Here is a 22,320-nt window from a genome sequence, read left to right on the forward strand (position 1 = left end):
TCATGAGGTGGAGGTCTTCGGTCTTAGGCGTAGCTTACCCATAGTGCCCATTGGTGATGGTTTGTGGATTGCCTCGGACGCTGGGCTTGTGCTTGGTGATGTGGAGTTCATTGGTAGGGCTGGTCGTGAGGTTGCCAAAGTGGTGAGGCAATACGACCCGGATATCATTGTTACGGCTGAGGCTAAAGCCATTGCCATGACCTATGAGGCGGCTAGAAACCTCGGCCATGGTAGGTTCGTTATTGTTAGAAAGAGTGTTAAGGGTTACATGAAGGGTTACATTGCTGAGAGAGTGAAATCAATAACGACTAAGGAACCCCCAAACCCTCGTACTTACCGGTGAGGATGCGGAGTTTATCAGGGGGGGTAGGAGGGTGTGCCTATTCGATGATGTTGTTTCGACGGGCAGCACAATGAGGACTCTGGAGAGACTTGTTAATAGGGTTGGTGGTGAGGTTATTTGTAAGGCGTGTATCTGGCGTGAGGGTCCCTGGTACACCTCCAATGATTTGATATTCTTCGATTACCTACCGATCTACGTATCGAGGGAGCTGTACGACAGGTTCATGGAAGTCCCTCATTGGGGGGGTGGTAGGTAATGAGTGAGGTCCTTGCTAGGTATGACCTGGATAGGGTCACCATAGCCACGCTAGCTAGCCACTCATCGCTTCAGATATTCCACGGGGGCCAAGCTCGAGGGTTTCGAGACCGTAGCCATCGTGCCCAGGGATAGGCTTTGGTTCTATGAGCAGTTTAGGCACTTGATTAATCACTTCGTGGTCCTCAATAACTGGAGGGAGCTATGTAGTCCTGAGGTGGTTGGGAGGCTCCAGTCGTTGAATGCCGTGTTGGTGCCTCACGGTAGTTACGTGGAGTACGTGGGCCTTGATTGCGCCGAGGGTATTGAGGTGCCCATCTTTGGGCTTAGGAGACTGTTTAGGGTTGAGAGTGACCAGTGGGCTAAGATGGATCTCCTCAGGAGGGCCGGTATACCAATACCGAGGCTCTTTGGCGTTGGCGATGATGTTGATGGGCCAGTGATAGTCAAGTTGCCGGGTGCGAAGGGTGGTAGAGGCTACTTCATTGCCAGGTCTGGGGGGGGAGGAGGTGGTTAGGGGGGGTGTTGAGGAGAGGGTTAGGGAGGCTTGGTGAAGACGCCCAAGGAAGCCATAGTCCAGGAGTATCTGATAGGCGTACCGATATACATACACTACTTCCACAGCCCAATACTGGGTAGGGTCGAGATACTGGGCGCCGACATTAGGTATGAAACCAACATAGACGGTCTAAGGAGGTTACCACCAGACGTGATAATTGAGATGGGCTTGAAACCAACCTTCGTCGTTGTGGGTAATATACCGCTTGTGCTTAGGGAGAGCCTTTTGCCCAAGGTCCTCGATTACGGCATTAAATTTACCGAGGAGACCAGGAGAAGCCTACCGCCGGGTATAATTGGGCCCTTCTCCCTAGAGGGCGTTATTAATGATGAGACCAATATAAGGATTTTCGAGTTCTCTGGGAGGATTGTTGCTGGGACTAATTTATACGTGTATGGTAGCCCGTACTCATACCTCTACTGGGGGGGCGAGCCTATGAGTATGGGTAGGAGGATTGCTAGGGAGATTAGGATGGCGATTGAGAAGGACTCGCTGGAGAAGGTGGTTACATGAGGTATAGTGCCAGGGAATTACTAAGCAATTATAAGCTTGGCGTGGATTCGGTTCACATAGCCGCCATAGCAAGCCACTCAGCCCTTGATGTTTTTGATGGGGGCTAAGGACGAGGGGTTCAGGACGATAGCCGTCTGCCAGAAGGGTAGGGAGACGGCGTACCTCAGGTTTAGGAGGGTTGTTGATATTCCGTTAATACTTGATAAGTACGCCGACGTGGCTAGGGAGGATGTCGTGGGCAAGTTGAGGGCGTTAAGCACCATATTCGTGCCTAACAGGAGCTTCTCGGTTTACGTGGGTTACGATACTATCGAGAGCCAATTCCCAGTGCCCATATTCGGCAATAGGTACCTGCTTAGGTATGAGGAGAGGGTTGGGGGGGATAAGACGTATTACAAGATCCTCGATAGGGCAGGCATTAGGAGACCTAGGACCTACGTCTCACCCGACGATATTGATAGGCCCGTGATGGTTAAGATGCCCCACGCGAGGAAGAGGGTTGAGAGGGGGGGTTCTTCGTTGCCGTTGATAGGGAGGACTTCTGGAGGAAGTTTAGAAAGCTCGTTAGTGATGGGGGGGTAGTGAGTGAGGGTGACCTTAATAGGGCATCGATTGAGGAGTTGGTCGTTGGGGGGGCTCACTTCAACGTTAATTACTTCAGGAGTGTCGCGAGGGATGAGGTGGAGATCCTAAGCATTGATAGGAGGATTCAGACGAACCTTGATGGGCTACTGAGGCTCACGGCTGATGTGCAGTTGGAGATTAAGGATTACTTTGACGTGGAGATGATTGAGATCGGTCATGAGCCGGCCACCATCAGGGAGAGCGAGCTCAATAGGCTCTTTGAGGTGGGTGATAGGTTCGTTAAGGCCACCGAGGAGGTCGAGCCGCCGGGCGTCATTGGGCCATTCACACTACAGTTAATGGTCACCTCAGACCTCGATATAGTGGTCTTCGACGTGGCCCTCAGGATTGGCGGTGGCACGAACATATACATGGGCATTGGCAGTCAGTATAGCAAGCTGTACTTCGGAAGACCCATTAGCATGGGCAGGAGGATTGCCATGGAAATTAGGGAATGCCTTGAGGGTAATTGCCTAGAAAAGATAATAACCTAACCATAGCCTTATTCCGCAATCATTCACAGCAATAAGTCTCAAATAAGTCTCCATCCCTAACCGCCTAAGTAAGCAGCGCAACCTCCGCGCATTAAATCAATATTTACGTTAAAATAACGAATGGTATTATTAATGCTGAATAATCGATACTTTGCCCCCCTGCATGCACCCACACCATTGGGTCCCGCGGCCCGGTTTTGCCGGGTCGTGGGTGGCCCAATGGTGTGAATGCAAGGCAGGTATGGGCTTTTTTAATTGCTTGTTTGTTCGTGGCTTATATTGATTACTTCATTAATTAGCCTATGAATTACACTTGAATTACGCTTAAATTACTCATGGATTACGCAAGAATTACCTAAGCACTCTCACCACTAATTAACAACTCAACCATGTACTTCATGGATTTACTCAAAATTAATTCTTACTTATTAACCCCCCCATCATTGCGAACATGCCTAACCTTAATTGTCCTCAGCTCGCTTCTCGTTATGATGTACGTGGCTCTCCACCTCAGCTTAACAACGTCATCGCCCATTGCCCTCACCTGCCTGATTACCTTGTAAGTCATTCATAGCGCATATGTACACGAAGAACTTGGCGATTGAAATTATAAGAGTCGCCAAGACAGGTAGTATAACCGCATCATTATCACTAACTGGCCTTAGGGTATTAATATCGTGATGCCTAAGCTATTCGGTGATAATGTGTTCAAGCCCGCGGGATCATTATTAACCAACGGAGTGCTCGAAGAGAGATACCCAGTAATAAGTAATAATCAGTTATGGTAAACCATTAATGGTTAATAACGTGGTCAGGAAAAACCATGTATACATAAGCAATGTGAACCTTAATGAAGGTGACGTGAGTATCATGTGGAGATTAATAGCGATGGATAATAAGGATGAGGTTGAAAATAAAGCTAGGACCGTTGAGAGGGTTCCTAAACTTAATGATGGGGGGGAGTTTTACGTTCCTATTGTTCGCTATATTAGGCGATGGCGACGTTAATGTTAAAAAGAAGGGTATTAAACTTACGATCTTAGAATGCATTGATTAGGGTTTTAGTTGAGGGCTTGGGCTCGCTTATGCTGATGGGCTTAGGCAATCGTCAGCGTTGGCAGGCATGAGGGTTAAGTCCCTGGGTAGGTCTTCAATTAAGGTTATTGGAGGCGTTAGGATGGCTGTGCACGTGAACAATAACGGCTACGTGGAGTTGAGGGTTAAACGCGAGGATTACGATAATGCCGTAGAGGTCTTAACGAGACCGGAGGCGCGGCTATAAGGGATTGGGTTTAAGAGTCTTAAAAGGCTTCGAGGTCTACGTAGGCCAGGTGGAATCAAGAAACACCCAGAGTCAATGGCTAAGGTCTATGGGGGGGTGTAAAGAGGATTCTTGATGAGGTGGTGAGTGAGGGTAAGGAAAGGAGGGTGGAGACAGTAATAAAGGCAATGGCAAGACTAGGCTGTCAATAACCCCCCCGCCCGGAGTCCACAGGTCTTAAACGAAGACAAGGTTTAACAATTCCGAGAACTGGGAAATTAAACTTCTGGCTCGCACGTAGGTTCCGTATGGCCTGGGCAGTACTATGGCTGGGTTGCTCATGGATTATGCGGAATTCTCGTTATCAATGGTGCTGGGAGGCGTCATAGCGTTGCTCGACCCAATACTTTACTACGTATTCTTTAGGTATGGCGGTGAATAAGGTATTGTTTATTAATTTTGGGTGTGTATTTGTAGTGCTTATAAATAGGGTTGTTATCCTACATCGTGTCGGCTCTGGAGAGATTATGGAGAGGTGTGCTTATTGTTTATGCTAGCAATGCCGGTGCTGATACCGCCAATAGGCTATTTAAGTTGTTGAGGAGGGTTGGCGTACCGACGGTGGTGATTAAGTATGACGGTGATTTAAGCAGGTACTGGGGCTGTTTCGACGCCATAGTCCTCGTGATGGCGTTGAGCGGTGCCGTCAGGCTAGTTTGTAAATACGCTAAGTCTAAGGTTGTGGATCCAGCCGTAGTTGCCATTGATGATGGGGGGGGTAGTACGTAATACCAATATTGAGCGCCCATTGGGGTGCCAACGAGGTCGCTGAAGCAATCGCTGAGTTAATGGGGGGCCGAGGCCGTGATAACCACGGCGGCCGAGTACATGGGCATTACGGGCATTGAGGAACTAGCCAGGCTTCTTCACTGTGACATTATCAATACCGAGGAATTACCAAGCTTCTACTCAGCGCTCCTCGGTGGTAAACCAGTATGTATCGTCGGCATAGATAAATTACCAAGTGGTGTCAAGGGTAACTACATGGTTGGGCTTAATACGGAGTGTGAATACGCCGTGGTCGTGGGTGATACACAACAATCATTAGGGGGGGGTATCAGGGTGCTGCGGTGCATGCCGTATAAGGTGATCATTGGGGGGGTTGGGCTTATGAATGAGGCCGGCGTTGATGAGGTAATTAAGGCCATAAGGGCTGTGTTGGATAGGCTCGGCATTGAAGTCAATAGGGTCTTGACCGTGGCCTCGATAAAGCCGAGGGTCGGCGAAGCAGCCAAGGCATTGGGCTTACCCTTTAGGTTAGTAGGTGTTGATGAATTGCGGAGAATCGATTACGGATGCGCCACACCGCCAAGCGATGAGCTAAGAAGGCTAGGCATTAGGGGGTGTTGCTGAGCTTGCGGCATTAGCCGCGGGAGGAACCTCACTATTACTTAGGAAGATCGTTGTTGGGAGGGTCACGGTGGCCGTGGCGAGGGTTTAACGCTTATAAGCTAGGCATTAAGTCACGCCTTAAATGCTGTACATAATCGGCGCTGGACCTGGCGATCCAGGGCTAATAACCGTTAAGGGCCTCAACGTACTACGCTCAGTTGACACGGTGGCCGGTTGGGGTAGTGTGCTTGATAGGTTTGGTGAATACCTCGTTGGTAAGAGGATCATTAGGCTTAGTTATAGGAATGAGGCAGAGGGCCTTAAGGAACTAGTGATCAGCGCCGTCAATGGTGATGCGGCACTGCTAATACATGGGGATCCCTCGGTGTCAGAGTCACAATTAATATCCAAGATAACGCAGCTATGCAGGGAGTACGGGGTTAATTACGAGGTAATACCAGGCGTCTCCTCGGTAAATGCGGTATTGGGGTTACTGGGTATTGACTTAGACTCCTCCGTATTTATATCCCTGCATGTGAGGGGTTCTTTAGACGATAGGCTGAGGGAGCTTAAAACAATATTAAAGGTACTGAGGAGGTTCATCATTGTATTACCACCTCCATACCCACATGGGCCACGGCTGATCGCCAAGACGCTTCTGGATTTGGGTTGCGACCCTGAGGTCATAATAATTGAAAGAGCCACGTATAACGACCAAAGAATTATGAGGGCCAAGGCCTCAAGCGTTATAAACTTAAGTAATGAGTTTAGTGATTTAACAATCATGGTAATACCGCCCTGCAGCTGTGATAGTAATTCTTTTAAATAGGATGTATGTCCAGTTTTTAAGTAGGATATGAATCCTACATCGGTACTCGTAATAACCCATGGATCCCGCAGATCTGAATTCCTAGATTGGTTCAATGATTTAGAACGTTACATTAAGGGCAGGTTGGGTGGCTTGGGTTTGATGGCTCATGTTAGTATTGCTCATAATGAGTATTCAAGCCCTAACTGGAGGGATTCATTAAGGGAGCTTCTTGCTCTGGTACCAAGCGCGTTGTGATCGCCCTAGCGTTTCTAGGCCCTGGTAATCACGTGATTAGGGACATAATGGGGTCCCTGGGTGTTCAGGAGTTTAATAAGTGGGTTAGGGCATCGTGGGGGGTGGTTACGAGTTTGAGGTTTACGTTACAAGGCCGCTAATTGACTCAGCGCTTGTTAAGGAGGCGTTGCTTATGAGGATAGTCAACGCCCTGAACACATCCGTGAACGTGGATAGGTACATCATGGATCCCGAGGAGATTGAAAGAAATAGCTAGATAAGGTGGTTGAGTTGGTCCGTAGAGAGCTTGGTACTAACGATGAATCAATTATTAGGCTTGTGGCCAAGGCCGTGTTTGCCACCGGTAACCCCCCCGCCCTTATTAAGTACATGCATGTGGATCCCGAGGTATTTAATGTATTTAGGGAATTAATTAATGGTAACGCCACGGTAATTACTGATGTTAAGATGGTGGCGGTCGGCGTGAGGTGGGGGGGTAACACCGTGACCCTGATAGACGATGTGGAAGTCACAAAGTTAGCAGTGGAGCTTGGCATCACGAGAGCCGCAGCATCAATGAGGATGGGGGGGCTGAGCAAGTTCAAGCCCGCGATTCCAATTATCGGTAATTCACCCACGGCCCTTATCGAGGTAATTAAGATGATTAGGGAGGGCTTGGAGGTCCCCATGGTAATCGCGACGCCGCCGGGCTTCACCAATGCTGTGGACGCGAAGGAGGAGTTAATCAGGATGGGGGGGATACCTAGCGTGGTCGTGAGGGGGGGTACGTATGGGGGGGGTAGTAACGTGGCTGTGGCCGTATTTAATGAATTACTAAGCATTGTAAGGGAGGGGGGGCATGGCGGGTAGGCTCTACGTAGTTGGCATTGGACCAGGAAGCCCCCGAGTTAAGGACTGTGGCCGCAATTAATGCAATCAGAGACAGTGATGTAATTATTGGCTATAACACGTACATAAATCTAATTAGCGATTTAATTAATGGTAAGGAAGTAATTAGATCAAGAATGCATGAGGAGGTCATGAGGGCTAAGCTTGCCATTGAGAAGGCCCTCGATGGCCATGTAGTCTCGCTGGTGAGCGGTGGCGATCCCCAGGTCTATGGATTGGCGAGTCTCGTCCTCGAGTTAATAAGTAAGGAGGAACTTGACTTGAGACCTACCGTAATACCTGGGGGGGTCACCGCGGCCCTCGCGGCGGCAGCCAGGTTGGGCGCGCCCCTCAACATGGACTTCGCGGTTGTAAATCTGAGCAATCTATTGGTTAGTGATGAGGAGATTATGATGAGGATTAGGGCGGCGGCAAGCGGCGACTTCGTGATTGCCCTGTACAACCCGATCAGTAAAGACGTACTTATCAAAGCCATGAATCTAATATCCATGTTTAGAAATGCATCAACGCCGGTGGGTATAGTCAGGAATGCCTATAGGGATGGCGAGTTCGTGATAACGACAAACTTAGGTAACTGGATGAGGTATTTAGAGGTCATAGATATGAATACGACATTAATAATAGGTAACTCAAGAACCTACGTTTACAGAGGACTCATGATAACGCCAAGGGGTTATAGGGTATGAGCGTGATTGATTATTTCAAACGCTTCGGCATAACCACGGGGGCAGCGGCTGCGGCTGCCGCTAAGGCGGCAACCATCGCATTAATTAGGGGTGTTACGCCCAGTAGCGTCACAATACCAACGCCTGTTGGGCTTAGGCTTGAGGTCTCCATTGATAGGGTCTTTACGATTGGCGATTATGTATGCGCCGATGTGCGTAAAATCGCCGGTGATAACCCAGACAGCCTAAATAACGCGGTGATTAGGGCCTGCGTCCATTCAATAAATGAACAGGTAATAAAAATCAAAGGTGGGCATGGCGTGGGTAAGGTCGTGAGACCAGGTTTAAGCATCCCCCCCATGGGTGAACCGGCCATTAGCCCCCCCACGGCTAAGCTCATGATTGAAAATGCTGTTAGGGAGGTCGTTAATGCCGGTGTTGAGGTCATAATAGAGGTACCCAATGGCGAGGAGTTGGCTAAGGCAACGATGAACGAGGACGTCGGTATAGTCGGCGGCATAGCTATACTTGGGACGACTGGGATTGAATGGCCTATCAGCAATGAGGCCTTTGTCCAACATATCAAGGCCCAATTAACGGCATTAAGGGGGGGTAAGTACGATGGTGTAGTGATTGCCTCAGGGAATAGGGCTGTTAACTACGCTAAGGCAATTTACGAGATGCCCGTGGTTAAGGTAGGCGACTTAATAGGCGCCTCTGTTAAAGAGGCCATTGGGCTAGGCTTCCATAGGGTAGTCATTGCGCTGCTGCCCGGCAAGGCCGTCAAGTTGGCGGCTGGTTTAATGAATACTCATAGCTCAATTGGAGATGCGCGTATTGAGACGATTACCTGGGCAGCAGTAATGGCGGGGATTAATGGAGAATTACTACGGAGGATAGCGGTCTCAAAGACTGTTGGTGAGGCGTTGCATTACCTTGGCGATGCGGCGGGTAAGGTTATGAGGGTGATAGCCGAGAGGGCATTGGGCAGATTAAGGAGGTTTGGCAATGCCTCTCTTGAGGTCGTGATATTTAGTGAGGATGGGGGGGAGGTACTCGCGAGGGTTAATAGCCATGACTAGCCCTGCCTGGCCCTACATAACTCCTGGAATACCTGATGAGCTGTTTGAGCGTGTTGAGGGCATACCAATGACTAAGGAGGAGGTTAGGGCGTTGGTGATTTCTAAGCTTAGGCTAAGGGAGGACTCGAGGGTTCTGGATGTCGGTTCAGGGACTGGCTCAGTGGCTGTGGAGGCTGCCCTAATAGCGAGGAGGGGTCTCGTATATGCTATTGATAGGGATGAAAGAGCCATTGAGTTAACCCGCAGGAATGCCATGAGGTTTGGCGTGGGTGATAGAGTCGTTGTAATACATGGCGAGGCGCCAGAGGCCCTGGACAAAGTACCTAATGAGGTTGACGCGGTATTCATAGGTGGTAGTGGCGGTAAGTTGAGGGACATAATCACTGGTGTATGTGGTAAATTAGCCGTGGGCGGCCGTTTAGTGATTGACGCGATAACCCTAGAGAATGCATCGCTCGCTTTAACTATCATGGCTGAGTTAGGCTTCGTAAACGTGGAGGTTACTGAAGTCGTGATAGCCAAGGGCTTTAGAACAAGCTTAGGCACGGCAATGCTCTCGAGAAACCCAATATTCATAATAGTCGGTGAGAGAGACGAATGCCGGCCAACGCATTCAATGGCGAGCATTAAGGATGCCATTAAACGGTGGTGATCATGACACATGAAAAAGGCGGCAATGGGGGGGTACCTAGGCTATACATCATTGGGCTGGGGGGGCCGGGCGACCCAGGTTTAATCACGGTTATGGGTGCCGAGGTCCTCCGCCAGGTCAAGCTAATTTTCATACCCTATTCCACCGGTAGCAATAGGAGCTTGGCGTATACAATAGTTAGTAGGTACGTGAGTTCCGACGCCAGATGATATTCCTGGGATTCCCAATGGTCAAGGAACCAAGCGCCGAGACTTTAATGGCTAATGCGAGCGTGATATGCGATGGGTTACGCAGGTACGGTAGTGCGGCGTTTGTGGTTCTTGGCGACCCATCACTATACAGCACCTTCTACAGGGTCAAGCCATTCATTAATTGTGACTATGAACCCATAATCATTCCTGGGGTCTCCTCAATAACGGCATGCGCCGCCAAGGCCGGTATTGACCTGGCCATAGGCGGTGAGTCTATAGTCATACTCGTGGGCGATGATACCGAGAGGTTAACGAGGGTTATGGACTTCGCCGACACGATAATAGTGCTTAAGGGCAGCACCGACATGGGCGGTATAGCGGCATTACTTAGGGATCATGGGTATTCCGTGACCTACGCCAGGAGGTGTTACATGGATGGCGAGTTAATAATTAGGGAGCCAAGCGATGAGCTGCCCAGGGACTATTTCTCGCTTATCATTGCTAGAAGGATTTATAAATAGGATTTACATCCTACATCGATGGTTGGGAAGGTAATATTCGTGGGCGCGGGGGGGCCTGGCGACCCTGAACTAATTACTGTGAAGGGAATGAAGTACCTCCAACAGGCTGATGTCATTATCTACGCAGGTTCCCTGGTAAACCCGGAAGTACTGAGGTGGGCTAGGCCAAATGCGGAGATCTATAATAGTGCGTCAATGACGCTTGAGGAAATCGTGAATATAATGATTAGTAGGGCTAGGGAGGGCAAGTTGGTGGTTAGGCTTAAGTCAGGCGATGCAAGCATATATGGCGCATTGCTTGAAGAAGTTGTCGCCCTCAGGGAGGCCGGCATACCGTATGAGGTGGTGCCTGGAGTAACGGCAGCGCTGGCCGCAGCCGCAGTCCTAGGCATTGAGTTAACCCTACCCAAGATAGCCCAGACGGTGATCATAACCAGGGCATCGGCTAGGGTGCCGATGCAGGGCTCGATAAAGGACTTCGCTAAGGCACTACTCATAGGCGCCACAATGGCCATATACACCGGTGTCCACTTAATTGATAAGGTTGTTAAGGAGTTAAGGGAGGCCGGCGTACCTGATGATACGCCGGTTGTGGTGGTTTACAAGGCGACATGGCCCGACCAATTAATAATCAGGGGGCACGCTGGCCGACATTGCCGAGAAGGTTAAGAGGGCTAGGATAACCAAGGACTCCGTGATAATAGTGGGCAAGGCCGCGGACCCCCTCCATCCTAGACCTGCCACTAAGATCGAGCGTCTACGACCCAAGGCACACCCACAGCTTTAGGCCGAAGCTAGGATCAGTAGCACAGATGTTGAGTAAAACGATTAATTAGGACGTGAAAAGCTTAATACATTAACCTCAGTGAATAAGAACGTGGGTATAGCATTCGCCGAAGCCGAGATAAATGGAGTTAAGTTCAGGGCTCTCGTGGACACGGGCTTTAATGGGGGGGACGTATTAGTTAGGCGCGAAATCGCTAAGAACCTGGGGGGGCTCCAGGTAATTGGCAGGACCAAGCGGAAAACCGCGGACAACAGAGTCGTGGAGCTCGACGTATCATACGCCAGGTTAAGGCTTTATGGTGAGGAGGGTTACGTGATCGTAGAGATAATCGATGACTCGCCAGTCGACGTACTAATAGGTGTTAGGGCCCTTGAGGCCCTAGGCTTCATAATTGACCCAGCAACCGGGACATTAAGGAAGATAGGCCTAATAGCGGTATAACGGCTAATTATTTTACGTTTACTGCATTGGTTATTTTAAACATTAACGACTCATTCAATCCATAAATACTTAGTAATGCCCATGGGATTAAAGCCCTAGCCTCAACTGCCGTAAATGATCGTAATAATTGAAAGGTATATTTACTGTAATAATCCTCGATGTATTTTCGTAAATGAAAAAGCTTTTAAATAGGATGCTTATCCTACCACGTGATGCCGAGCGATAAATCGAAAAACGGTAAGGTCACTTCCGCATTAATCACGATAATAGTGGTGGCAATAGCCTAGCAGTAACGATAGCAATATATGAGTGGAATATACATAGGTCACTGGTCAAAACCCCCCCCTCTTACACTTATTATTTATCGCCTAATTTTGAAATCGTTAGTTATAATGGTACTTCCGTTACTGTTGAGAATTACGGATCTAACGTGACCATAGGCATACCCGTTAAGAGAATCGTGGCTGATAACACGGTTGCCATGCAAGTATTAATTGACATAGGGCGGGTAACACAATAGTTGGGATTGAGGGCTATGCCATAGAGCTCCCTTGGCTCTTTGGGAATCTAACGGCGTTACCAGCGTGAGCCAGGGAATGTGGTCGTGGAATTATGAGGAGATGGTTAACTTAAGGCCTGACCTAGTCATAGAGTGGAGTTACGGTGTCCAGACAGTGAGGAGTAAGCTGGCTCCATTCGGCATCCCGGTGATTGGTTATGGCCCCCAGGACAACTTGACGTCATTCATCTACCTCCTCGGACTAATCACTGACCATACCAGCAATGCCGTGAGGCTCATAAACTTCATCAATAATGTGCACCACGTATTAAGTGAGGGTTTAAGCAAGGTCTCCACTAGGTATAAGGCTTACGTAATCTTTGACTACGAGTATAGCCTATGGTTCACGTCAGGTCCTCTGGGGGGGATCCATATTGGGCTGCCGTAAATGCCGGCCTACAGCCATGCTTCAATAAGTCCATGCAGGTTGAGCCCGGCGCAGTGCTTCAGTGTAACCCAGACGTCATTATTGCGGTTACGTGGAATTTAAACCCGCACTCACCAAATGCCACGGCCTATTGCGAATCAATAATCGAGACTATTAAGGACAACCCAGTGCTTAATGCGACAAACGCCGTTAGGTACGACAGAGTCATCATCATACCCGGCTACCTAACCGAGGGACCTCCGCAGGTGATAGTCTCGCTATACATAGCGAGTCAGGTGTACCCAAGCGCCTTCAGTGGCGTTAACGCCACGCAGTACCTCAATCAGTACTTTGAGGAGTTCCTGAGAACCGCCGAGCCAGGTGGTGTCTGGTGGTGCAGTGGGTGAGGTGGGGGGGGATAGTGGCGGTTAGTGGTTTGGCGCTCCTCCCGTTGGTCGTCCTTGACATCATGATTGGAGCCTATGGAATTGGGCCAATGACCGTCTTAAAGGCTGTTATTGACGGCATAGACCCAATATTCAACGTGCCACGCGACGTATACCTAGTGGTTTGGCAGATAAGGCTACCGGAGGCCCTGGCATCGCTAATACTCGGCGCATCGCTTGCATCAGCCGGCGCCGTGTTGCAGGGCATACTGAGGAATCCACTGGCGTCAACCTACACGCTCGGCGTCTCCGCCGCAGCGGGCTTTGGAGCGCCGTGGCCATACTCCTAGGCGCTGGTTATGTTATTAGGTACTACCTGCCTGTGATAACAGAGCCGTACCTGGTGATCATTGGCGCATTTATAGCGGCTTCACTCGCAGCATTGCTCGTTTACTTCCTATCCTTCATTAGGGGTGCGTCGCCGGTCACGATAATACTGGCGGGCGTGGCCGTGATGTTTGTATTTAGCACGGGGACCTCGCTCATCCAGTACTTCTCTGGCAATCCTGATGTGAGCCACGCCATCGTCATGTGGATGTTGGGTAGTGTAACTAACGTGACCCTCAACTACATACCATACATGGCCCTATCCCTACTTGCAATACCATACTACGTCTTAATATCTTGGAGATTAAATGCACTTAACCTTGGCGATGATGTTGCCCACAGCCTCGGAATTAATGTTAGGAATACGAGACTGGCTGCAATGCTTGTGGCGGCATTCCAGCTGCGGCCACGATAAGCTTCGTTGGTCTAGTGGGCTTTATCGACTTGGTGATACCGAACATAGCGAGGGTCTTGGTGGGCAGTGACAATAGGTACTTGATACCGGCATCGGCGTTGATGGGCGCCGACATCGCGGTACTCGCCGACGTGGTTTCAAAGACCTTAATACCGCCATACGTGATACCCATAGGCGTTGTACTCTCAATGATTGGCGCCCCATACCTACTCGCAATAATAATATCGAGGGGGGGGCTAGGTATGGTTATGAGTAAGGCCGTACTCGAGGTTAGGGACCTCGAATGCGGCTATGATAGGCCTGTGATTAGGGACGTCAACATTAACGTTGATGGTGGGGGGGAGTTGGTGGTGCTAATGGGGGGGCCTAACGGTGCTGGCAAATCCACACTAATTAAATGCATCCTAGGCATGGCGAGGGTTTTCGGCGGCTCCATTAGGGTTAATGGTGAGGATGTGTTGAGGATGGGAAGGCGTGAGATTGCTAAGCTCGTCTCCTACGTGCCGCAGAATCACGCAGTTGCATACCCAGTTAGGGTTTTTGACGCGGTTTTGCTGGGTAGGTTACCACACATGGCTTTAGGCCGAGTAAGCTGGATATTGACACGGCCCTCAATGCCATGAGGAGGCTCGGCATTGAGCACCTAGCCAATAAGTTGGTCACTAGATTAAGCGGCGGTGAGGCGCAGCTCGTCCATATCGCTAGGGCAATTGCGCAGGGAGGGGGGGTCCTAATGCTCCTTGACGAGCCTACGAGCAACCTAGACCTAAAACACCAGGTGGCGGTCATGGAGACCTTGATTAGGATTGCACGTGAAGACGGAATTGCAGTGCTGGCGACAATGCATGACATAAACCTAGCCCTTAAGTATGCGGATAGAATTTACGTAATGCGCGAGGGCAGGATAGTCGCTGAACTAAGCCCAGGCGATATTAGCCCGAGTATTATCGAGGAGGTGTATGGGGGGGTTAAAACCACGGTGATCGAGCACAATGGGAGGCCCGTGGTAATCGTATGAACCGCCGTGTCGTTTTCCCATTTCCAGCCATTGTCGGTATGGAGAAGGCTAAGTTGGCCCTCCTCGCCGTTGCCGTGAACCCATCAATAGGCGGCGTCCTGCTTAGGGGGGGTGATAAGGGTACTGGGAAGACGACGCTCGTTAGGTCCTTCGCGGATGTATTGCCTGAGATCGAGGTCGTGGCCGACTGTCCATTTAACTGTGATCCACATGACCCGCAGCTCATGTGTGATTCGTGCTATGCAAGGTACCAGCGTGGCGAGAAGTTGCCGGTGGCTGTTAGGAAGATGAGGGTTGTTGACATGCCACTCTCGATAACCGTTGATAGGCTCATCGGCACGCTGGACATTAGGAGGGCCATAACGGAGGGCGTGAGGGCGTTACAGCCAGGTCTCCTTGCTGAGGCGAATAGGAATATTCTATACATCGATGAGGTTAACCTACTCGATGACTACATAGTTGATGTAATCCTAGACGCGGCGGCCTACGGCTGGAATATCGTGGAGAGGGAGGGCGTGTCTGTAAGGCACCCCCGCCAGGTTCATACTAATAGCCTCCATGAACCGGAGGAGGGTGAGCTTAGGCCGCAGCTCCTCGATAGGTTTGGCCTAGTGGTGGATGTGGAGACTCCTCAGGACCCAGGGGGGGTTAGGGCTGAGATTGTTAGGAGGGTTGAGGAGTTCAATAGGGACCCAGAGGGATTCTACAGGAGGTGGGAGCGAGATCGAGAGGATTAGGGAGAGGATCAAGATGGCTAGGGAGTTGGTTAGGGATGTTGAGGTGCCGGAGGACCTACTTAAGCTCTTAGCCGAGACCGTGGTTAAGCTGGGCATTAGGACAAGCCGTGCAGAGATAGTCACCATCAGGACTGCGAAGGCGTTGGCCGCCTTAAATGGTAGGGCTAGGGTGGCGATGGAGGATCTGCAGAAGGCCATGGAGCTGGCACTACCCCCCCACAGGCTCAAGGCTAGGCCCTTCGAGAGGCCCAGGATGCCGATACCCCCCCCACAGCCAATGCTCAACGAAGGTAATTCCCAAGGTGGGCGGCAAATGCCTAGCTCAATGCACAACCAACAGGGCGGTGCAGTGCGAGGTGGTGAGGGTAATGAGCAGGGTGGACTTAATGGCGGGAGTAGTGTAGGTGATGAGGCTAATGCTTATGGTGATACCAGGAGGTATGGAGTATCCAGCGTGGATATTCCTGTGGAGTTTAGGAGGGAGCTAATACGTACTGGGGGGGACCGCGGCCTTAAGTCGAGGTCCTCCTTCAGGAGAGTTGTTGGTCAGCCCCACGGTATCCCGTACATGTACCTACCGCCGAGGAATGGGGGGGATTTAAGGGACATAGACCTCACCGCATCTATCGTCCACGCATCGCTCAGGGGGGGCTCAGGCCTACCCATTAGGGTTAGCTTGGGAGACCTGATGGTCAGGGTTAGGAGGTCTAGGACCCCCCCTAGGGTCTCGCTCATAATACTTGACGCCAGCGGTAGTATGAATTTCATGAGGAGGATTGAGGTTGCGAAGGGGGGGCTCGTGAGGAGGATAACCGAGGAGTCCTACGTGAGGAGGAGCTATGTGGGGGGGCTAATAAGCTTCAGGGGGGGCCGTGGTGTTGATGTGGTCATAGAGCCCACGAGGAATTATTGGCAGGTCCTAAACGCCCTAGATGAGTTACCAAGCGGTGGGGGGGCAACGCCAATGCCCGCGGCGCTGGCCTACGCAGTTGATTTAATCAAGAGATTAAACCTCAAGCTAAAGGGTGATTACTGGGTTTACCTAATAACTGATGGTAAGGCAAACGTGCCCCTCACGGGTGATGTTAGGGAGGAGGTTGAGAGGTTCATGGGTGAGTTGAGTAGGTTGGCTAGGGTCGTCGTTTACGACACAAGGCCGCGGCTCCTCTACGACCCATCAATAAGCCACATGGACATACTAAGCAGGTACGCAATTGACGTTGTTAGGGTTGGTGAGTAACATGCCCAGGTGCCGCATACTACTAATCACAAGGTCAGTCCTCACTGAGGGGGGGTTTTATGAAGCGTTAAGTGAGGCGTTAGGCGGAGTTGGCGATGTAGACCTTGAAGTCATATACCTGGAGAGTTACGAAGTTAATGAGGTCTCTAGGCAATTGAAGGCCGTGAGGAGACCTGACATTGCCTTGCTAAGCTTAATGGGGGACCACCCAGAACTACTAAACTACCTAAGGAATTGGTTACGCGAGACTCCCATTGTCTTTACACTAAGTACGGGTTTAGAGACTATAATGCTTACGAAGGTTCGTAATTACGAGTTAGGCGGATTCTTAATTAATTCAGTATCTACGTATAATGACACTATTAAAACTACGAATTACTTTGACCCAAAGACCCTTTCTCACGTTCTTCATGAGGCATCCAAGGCCCTTTCAGACCCCATATCCCATTACGTTAAGGATTGGGCATTATTAATTGATTATTGGAGGAATTGGCGTAAAGAAAACATAGTCAATATGATACGCCTAGTGCTGAGGAATTACTGCGGCATAGCCGTACCAGCGCCAGAGCCTCCCATCGAGTTAGGGGATTACTGGATTGAGGATTATGAGGGGGGGTACGTATACTATAGCGCTGACGAACTTCTGAAGCAGAGAGATCTCAAGTCGCCGCTCATAGTGTTAATGGCCTACTCTGGCCAGTCCTATGATAAGGCTAAGAAGGTAATTACCCATATAATGAAGAGGAGAGTCGACACGATCTCGCTTCTTTCTAACTATGGCTATACATTGAGGGGGGGCTTAAGGAGCTGTTTAATAATGCTGATGTGGGGGGGCATACTCGACCTTCAGTGGTTCAGGTTCGTTAGGAACCGAGAAGATGAGGGCGTTCTGCTAAAGTTCAATGTTCCTGTCATGAACCGGTGGTCATGTACGGCAGGGACATAGATGCGTGGATTAAGGATCCAACGGGGGGGCTTAGCCCCGTTGAGGTTATATATGCCGTGGCCATGCCCGAGGTTGATGGCGCCATAGAGCCCATACCAATAGCGGGCCTCGTTGATAAAAATGGCGTGAAGGCTATGGAGGTAATTCAGGATAGAGTTGATAGGGTCCTCAATAGGGTTGATAAGTGGTTGGCCCTTAGACATAAGTCTAACGCGAGTAAGAGGATTGCCATTGTGATGTATAATTATCCACCCGGTGAGGAGAATATTGGTAGAGCCTCATACCTCGACACGCTTAAGTCGGTCGAGGTACTGTTGAGGAGATTAAGAGAGGAGGGCTATGGTGTTAAGGCCATTACCGCTGAAGCCATTAAGGAATTCTTCGTGAAAAACCCAAACTCCGGTAGGTGGTCGGCCGGCACCGACTATGTGCTGGTTGATCAAACAACGTATATGGACTTATTCAATAGGTTAAGGCCGGAGCTTAGAGATAAAGTCATTAAGCAGTGGGGTGAACCCCCCCTGGCAATATAATGGTTAAAAACGGATACCTCACACTGCCCGTGCTTGATCTAGGCAATGCAATTATCGTATTGCAACCAAGTAGGGGCTGGCATGAGGATCCTAACAAGATTTACCATGACTCGGAATTATACCCGCATCACCAATATGTCGCACTTTATAGGTGGCTTGAGGAGGTTTGGCGCGCCGATGCCGTTATTCACGTGGGGGGGACCCACGGTACACTCGAGTTCCTCCCAGGTAAGCAGGTCGGCCTATCCTCCAGCTGTCCCCCCCAGATGCGCTCCTCGGCAATTTACCAAACATTTATATCTACCATGTGGTTGTCGTCGGTGAAGGTACAATCGCCAAGAGGAGGTCATACGCCGTATTGATTAGTCACCTCTCACCCAGGATGACCGAGGCGGGCCTCAGTGATGATCTCAAGAGGATACGTGATTTAATCGATGAGTACAGAGAAGCAAACGTTGTTGATCCACCTAGGGCAAGCGCTGTGCTCAAGACCATAGAGGGCATTGCAGGTAAGTATGGGCTAGAGGTTAAGGACCTCGATGTGCTTTACGACGAGCTTATGAGGATGGAGCACTCGGCAATGCCGTATGGGTTGAGGGTACTCGGCATGGAATTAAGTGATGATGAGATCGTTGATTACTTAACGCTGGCGTTAAGGCGTGATAGGGGTGTCGTTAAATCGCTGCATAGGCTCCTGGCCGAGGCAATGGGGGGGTATAACTATGATGACTTACTCGAGCGCCCAGGTAAGTATGCGAATATCCTAAGGTTAATAGACGAGGGGGGGTTAAAAGGATTGTCAGGGCGTTAATTACGAACGGCATTGATTTGGCAATTAAGGTAGCTGAGGAATATGGGATTAGGAGTGATGACGCGAAGACCGTGCTGAATTATGCACGTGACATAGCAGAGAGGTTAAGGCTATCGCCTAAACTTGAGCTTGAGAACGTAATTAGGGCTTTGAGTGGGGGGGAGTACATACCGGCCGGCGTTGGCGGCGACTACGTAATGGACCCCCCCGATGTCTTACCTGCAGGGAGGAACTTCTACGCGCTCGACCCACTTAAGATACCCAGCGATTCGGCATTGGAGTTGGGGGGGCTAGGATTGCGGAGGATAGTATTAGGAAATACTTGGAGCAGTATGGTAAGTACCCCCCCGAGACTGTGGGCGTCGTTGTTTGGGGCGGTCAGGAATCAAGGACTAGGGGCGTCACTATTGGGCAGGCGCTGCGGTATCTTGGCGTTAAGCTTATTCATAGGCCAGGTAGTTGGGATCCAAGACTTGAGGTAATACCACTTAAGGACCTCGGTAGGCCTAGGATAGATGTCGTTGTTACGATGAGCGGGGGGGTGTTTAGGGACATGTTCCCGCACTTAATATCATTGATTAATAAGGCCGTCAAGCTCGTTGCCGAGTTGGATGAGCCGTTGGATATGAATTACGTCCGTAAGCACTACCTCGAATTGAGGAGTAGGTATGGTGAGGCTTCCTTAATAAGGACTTTCAGTGAGAGGCCCGGTGACTATGGGAATAAGGTTAATCACTTGATAGAGACATCGAGTTGGAGGGCGGGTACGGACATCGCCAGTGTTTATACCATGTATATGGGCTATGGCTATGATGGAGACATGCGTGGGATAAGCTCAAGCGAGCTTAAGGACCTATTCAAGGCATTGCTCAGCAAGGTGGACATCACAAGCCAGGTCCAGTCGAGTGTTGACTACTCAATAATCGACATAGATGATTACTACGCATACCTGGGCGGCCTATCCAAGGCGGTTGAGGTATACTCAGGCAGGAAGCCCCTTATCCTATACACGGACCTAACGCAGGATAGGCCTAGGATGATGACTGCGAAGGATGCCGTTGGGTTCTACGTGAGGACTAGATTACTCAATCCTAAGTGGATCGAAGGCATGAGAAAGCACGGTTACATGGGCGCCAGAACATTTCGAAGCGCGTTGAGTATGTTCTCGGGGGGGTTGCCGTGACTATGAATGCCGTGGATGACTGGGTTTGGGACAGGATTGCGGAGACGTACGTGTTTAATGAGGAGATGAGGAGGTGGTTTACTGAAGTTAATCCCTACGCATTGGAACAAATCATTAAGAGACTATATGAGGCGCATGAAAGGGGGGGCTTATGGCATACATCAGAGGACGTCATACGTAAATTAAGGGAGATATACACAGAGTTAGAAAATGCGCTGGAGGGAATCGGCCAATGGGGGGGCAGGTAACTAACTTAGTTATTTACGAGCTCCACTACCTAGCATTCGCCATACTGGGCATAGTACTGGGTGTCCTTACGATGTACTACATAATGAGTAAAGAAGCGGTAATAAGGGCCATAGGTAGGCTGGGGGGGCGGTGGATAACGGCGTTGTCTGGGTTACCCAGCTATTGTTCCTTACCCTTCATTGTCTCCCTCGTTAGTCCATCCACCGCATCCTCAATGCTCATAGCCATGTATAAGGACGGTAGATTGACGCGTAGGGAATTGTACATATCATCACTCATTAATTCCTTCCCAGCCCTACTCTCGCATTTAAGGACCCTCATGCCGGTGCTACTGAGTACCATGGGGGTCTACGGTCTACTATACCTCCTAATCCTTATGACCCTCGGCTTAATGCAGATGATCATATTCGCAATCCTTGGGAGAAGAGGTTCAAGTAGGGATAGAGACGAGGACGGTATAGCCGAACTTACAGAACAGGCAGTGAACGGTTCGTTTAATTTAGGAAGGGTCTTGAAATTGATTGTAAGGATAGTACTGGTTACGTCAATAACGAGTGTTGCGTTAACGGTCATTGAGCTTTTAGGACTCAATAACTACCTCAGTGATTATCTATCGCATATGTTCGGTACCCTAAGTCCATACGCAGTAAGCCTAATAGTGGCTTATGTAATTAGTGACAATGCAGCCTTCGCCGTCGCGGGCACACTCATTAATGAGGGACTCAGCGGCATCCTAATAATTAAGTGGTTGCTGATTGGCTACGTGGCCTTATCACTAACACGTGGAATTAGGCACAACGCGCCCTACTACCTCGGCATTTACGGGCTTAAGGATGGCGTTACCATAATGCTCATCTCCATACTAACCAGGGCACTCCTGGCGTTACTTGTCTTGGGAATTCTCTACCTTATCTAGGACTTTTCATAATGTGATAGTGCTTATTAATAGGATTTGCATCCTATCACGTAATGAATGTAGCGTTTAGGGAGGTCTGGTCCCGTGATGGCGTGACTGCCCGAATATACTATCAAAGCTATGGCGGTATCAACGTTAAGACACTCCTCATAGACCTGGCACAGAGGAGACGAGTGCTCAGTACAATGCATGGCATGGTTAACGTACGCTTTGTATGCAATAACTACGCACCGCCAGACCTATGGTGCGCACTACACAGCCAGGGCTTCCGTGAGAAGTACCTAGACACATTAATGGGTCAGCTTGGGGGGGTACCCCCTCATGACCATGCATGCCTGGGCACGGGCGTTGACATGGATGACTTAGCGGTGGCGAGTGATGAGTATAGGGATGTGTGGGTTACAGCCCTCACCACTGCGGGTGTTGAGTCGAACGCATTAAGGACGGGTATTGACAAGGCATCTACGTACGAGGTTGATGGCGTGTTTGAGAGGGTGGGCACGATAAATATCATATTGATAACCAATGCCTTATTAACCGAGGCCGCCATGCTAGGGCCTTAATTACGATAACCGAGACTAAGTGCGCGGCACTTCAGGACTTAGGCATAGAGAGCAGTTACTCACCGGGCTTAATAGCCACGGGTACGGGCACAGATAACGTAATCGTGGTCCCCCCCGGCAATGGGATACGCATAACGTACGCTGGCGGTCACTCTAAGGCCGGCGAGCTAATTGGAAGAGTAGTCTACGAATCTGTTAAGGAGGCCGTGACCAGGCATAGGGCCAATGTTAGGTCCAAGACTATCCAGTAGACCTTAATCATTAAATTATTAATTA

General features: G+C 50.0%; 21 protein-coding genes and 7 pseudogenes. All 28 read left to right on the forward strand.

The features are described 5' to 3' along the window. The first annotated feature begins 7 nt into the window (after positions 1 to 7). The 28 genes and pseudogenes from JCM11217_RS11035 to JCM11217_RS16790 all read left to right on the forward strand — a co-directional run bounded on the left by JCM11217_RS11035 (position 8) and on the right by JCM11217_RS16790 (position 22,295). Positions 8 to 343 (forward strand): hypothetical protein, encoded by a 336-nt coding sequence (locus JCM11217_RS11035; RefSeq protein ID WP_054842932.1) that lies wholly within the window; start codon positions 8 to 10, stop codon positions 341 to 343. A 31-nt stretch (positions 344 to 374) separates the two neighbouring features. Then, positions 375 to 599 (forward strand): hypothetical protein, encoded by a 225-nt coding sequence (locus JCM11217_RS11040; RefSeq protein ID WP_054842933.1) that lies wholly within the window; start codon positions 375 to 377, stop codon positions 597 to 599. Continuing rightward, positions 599 to 1,670 (forward strand): annotated as a pseudogene (locus tag JCM11217_RS11045) (formate--phosphoribosylaminoimidazolecarboxamide ligase). Before JCM11217_RS11040 ends, JCM11217_RS11045 begins: the two are co-directional and overlap by 1 nt. Continuing rightward, positions 1,667 to 2,788: pseudogene (locus JCM11217_RS11050) on the forward strand (formate--phosphoribosylaminoimidazolecarboxamide ligase family protein). Before JCM11217_RS11045 ends, JCM11217_RS11050 begins: the two co-directional pseudogenes overlap by 4 nt. A gap of 807 nt (positions 2,789 to 3,595) precedes the next feature. Then, positions 3,596 to 3,796, forward strand: coding sequence for a hypothetical protein (locus JCM11217_RS11055; RefSeq protein WP_243679299.1), 201 nt, complete (start codon positions 3,596 to 3,598; stop codon positions 3,794 to 3,796). Positions 3,797 to 3,902: 106 nt separating this feature from the next. Then, on the forward strand, positions 3,903 to 4,070 hold the full coding sequence (locus JCM11217_RS16755) for a hypothetical protein (protein WP_243679300.1): 168 nt from the start codon (positions 3,903 to 3,905) through the stop codon (positions 4,068 to 4,070). Positions 4,071 to 4,556: 486 nt separating this feature from the next. Next, a complete protein-coding gene (locus JCM11217_RS11060) occupies positions 4,557 to 4,838 on the forward strand; it encodes a hypothetical protein (RefSeq protein WP_243679301.1) in 282 nt (93 codons plus the stop codon). A 75-nt stretch (positions 4,839 to 4,913) separates the two neighbouring features. Then, positions 4,914 to 5,462 carry a cobalamin biosynthesis protein gene (locus tag JCM11217_RS11065; protein WP_054842936.1) on the forward strand — a complete coding sequence of 183 codons (549 nt, stop codon included), beginning with the start codon at positions 4,914 to 4,916 and terminating at the stop codon, positions 5,460 to 5,462. Positions 5,463 to 5,583: 121 nt separating this feature from the next. Then, complete coding sequence (gene cbiE / locus JCM11217_RS11070) at positions 5,584 to 6,270, forward strand: precorrin-6y C5,15-methyltransferase (decarboxylating) subunit CbiE (protein ID WP_054842937.1); 687 nt, start codon at positions 5,584 to 5,586, stop codon at positions 6,268 to 6,270. A gap of 27 nt (positions 6,271 to 6,297) precedes the next feature. Continuing rightward, positions 6,298 to 6,507 carry a hypothetical protein gene (locus tag JCM11217_RS11075; RefSeq protein ID WP_054842938.1) on the forward strand — a complete coding sequence of 70 codons (210 nt, stop codon included), beginning with the start codon at positions 6,298 to 6,300 and terminating at the stop codon, positions 6,505 to 6,507. A 94-nt stretch (positions 6,508 to 6,601) separates the two neighbouring features. Next, positions 6,602 to 6,763, forward strand: a complete 162-nt coding sequence (locus JCM11217_RS16760; RefSeq protein WP_243679302.1) for a hypothetical protein — start codon at positions 6,602 to 6,604, stop codon at positions 6,761 to 6,763. Positions 6,764 to 6,768: 5 nt separating this feature from the next. After that, the gene (locus JCM11217_RS11080; protein ID WP_054842939.1) at positions 6,769 to 7,356 is read left to right on the forward strand and encodes a precorrin-8X methylmutase; all 588 of its coding nucleotides are present in this window, start codon (positions 6,769 to 6,771) and stop codon (positions 7,354 to 7,356) included. A gap of 17 nt (positions 7,357 to 7,373) precedes the next feature. Continuing rightward, a complete protein-coding gene (locus tag JCM11217_RS11085) occupies positions 7,374 to 8,081 on the forward strand; it encodes a precorrin-3B C(17)-methyltransferase (RefSeq protein WP_243679303.1) in 708 nt (235 codons plus the stop codon). After that, on the forward strand, positions 8,078 to 9,142 hold the full coding sequence (gene cbiD, locus JCM11217_RS11090; RefSeq protein WP_054842940.1) for a cobalt-precorrin-5B (C(1))-methyltransferase CbiD: 1,065 nt from the start codon (positions 8,078 to 8,080) through the stop codon (positions 9,140 to 9,142). The genes JCM11217_RS11085 and cbiD overlap by 4 nt, the downstream gene beginning before the upstream one ends. Continuing rightward, the gene (cbiT, locus tag JCM11217_RS11095) at positions 9,102 to 9,794 is read left to right on the forward strand and encodes a precorrin-6Y C5,15-methyltransferase (decarboxylating) subunit CbiT (RefSeq protein ID WP_243679304.1); all 693 of its coding nucleotides are present in this window, start codon (positions 9,102 to 9,104) and stop codon (positions 9,792 to 9,794) included. Before cbiD ends, cbiT begins: the two co-directional genes overlap by 41 nt. A gap of 92 nt (positions 9,795 to 9,886) precedes the next feature. After that, positions 9,887 to 10,506, forward strand: a pseudogene (locus JCM11217_RS11105) (precorrin-2 C(20)-methyltransferase). 18 nt (positions 10,507 to 10,524) lie between these two features. Further along, on the forward strand, positions 10,525 to 11,175 hold the full coding sequence (cobM, locus tag JCM11217_RS11110) for a precorrin-4 C(11)-methyltransferase (RefSeq protein ID WP_243679305.1): 651 nt from the start codon (positions 10,525 to 10,527) through the stop codon (positions 11,173 to 11,175). Between the two features lie 208 nt (positions 11,176 to 11,383). Beyond that, a complete protein-coding gene (locus tag JCM11217_RS16765) occupies positions 11,384 to 11,734 on the forward strand; it encodes a clan AA aspartic protease (protein WP_243679306.1) in 351 nt (116 codons plus the stop codon). Between the two features lie 584 nt (positions 11,735 to 12,318). Continuing rightward, on the forward strand, positions 12,319 to 12,681 hold the full coding sequence (locus JCM11217_RS11120; RefSeq protein WP_243679307.1) for an ABC transporter substrate-binding protein: 363 nt from the start codon (positions 12,319 to 12,321) through the stop codon (positions 12,679 to 12,681). After that, on the forward strand, positions 12,633 to 13,067 hold the full coding sequence (locus tag JCM11217_RS11125) for a hypothetical protein (protein WP_243679308.1): 435 nt from the start codon (positions 12,633 to 12,635) through the stop codon (positions 13,065 to 13,067). Before JCM11217_RS11120 ends, JCM11217_RS11125 begins: the two co-directional genes overlap by 49 nt. Before the next feature lie 89 nt (positions 13,068 to 13,156). Next, positions 13,157 to 14,866: pseudogene (locus JCM11217_RS16770) on the forward strand (iron chelate uptake ABC transporter family permease subunit). Continuing rightward, entirely contained in the window at positions 14,863 to 15,603 is a 741-nt protein-coding gene (locus JCM11217_RS16775; protein WP_243679309.1) for a hypothetical protein, read from the forward strand. Before JCM11217_RS16770 ends, JCM11217_RS16775 begins: the two are co-directional and overlap by 4 nt. Further along, positions 15,539 to 16,843 (forward strand): VWA domain-containing protein, encoded by a 1,305-nt coding sequence (locus tag JCM11217_RS11150; RefSeq protein WP_243679310.1) that lies wholly within the window; start codon positions 15,539 to 15,541, stop codon positions 16,841 to 16,843. The genes JCM11217_RS16775 and JCM11217_RS11150 overlap by 65 nt, the downstream gene beginning before the upstream one ends. Further along, positions 16,836 to 17,789, forward strand: a complete 954-nt coding sequence (locus JCM11217_RS11155) for a hypothetical protein (protein WP_054842950.1) — start codon at positions 16,836 to 16,838, stop codon at positions 17,787 to 17,789. Before JCM11217_RS11150 ends, JCM11217_RS11155 begins: the two co-directional genes overlap by 8 nt. Continuing rightward, a pseudogene (locus JCM11217_RS16780) lies at positions 17,771 to 19,133 on the forward strand (cobaltochelatase subunit CobN). The gene JCM11217_RS11155 and the pseudogene JCM11217_RS16780 overlap by 19 nt, the downstream one beginning before the upstream one ends. Positions 19,134 to 19,204: 71 nt before the next feature. Continuing rightward, positions 19,205 to 20,564, forward strand: a pseudogene (locus JCM11217_RS16785) (cobaltochelatase subunit CobN). Then, positions 20,549 to 21,481, forward strand: a complete 933-nt coding sequence (locus JCM11217_RS11180; protein ID WP_054842955.1) for a hypothetical protein — start codon at positions 20,549 to 20,551, stop codon at positions 21,479 to 21,481. Before JCM11217_RS16785 ends, JCM11217_RS11180 begins: the two are co-directional and overlap by 16 nt. 194 nt (positions 21,482 to 21,675) lie before the next feature. Further along, positions 21,676 to 22,295, forward strand: a pseudogene (locus JCM11217_RS16790) (adenosylcobinamide amidohydrolase). The last annotated feature ends 25 nt before the right edge of the window (positions 22,296 to 22,320 follow it).

The organism is Vulcanisaeta distributa JCM 11217, from assembly GCF_001316005.1.
In the GTDB taxonomy this organism is placed as follows: domain Archaea; phylum Thermoproteota; class Thermoprotei; order Thermoproteales; family Thermocladiaceae; genus Vulcanisaeta; species Vulcanisaeta distributa_B.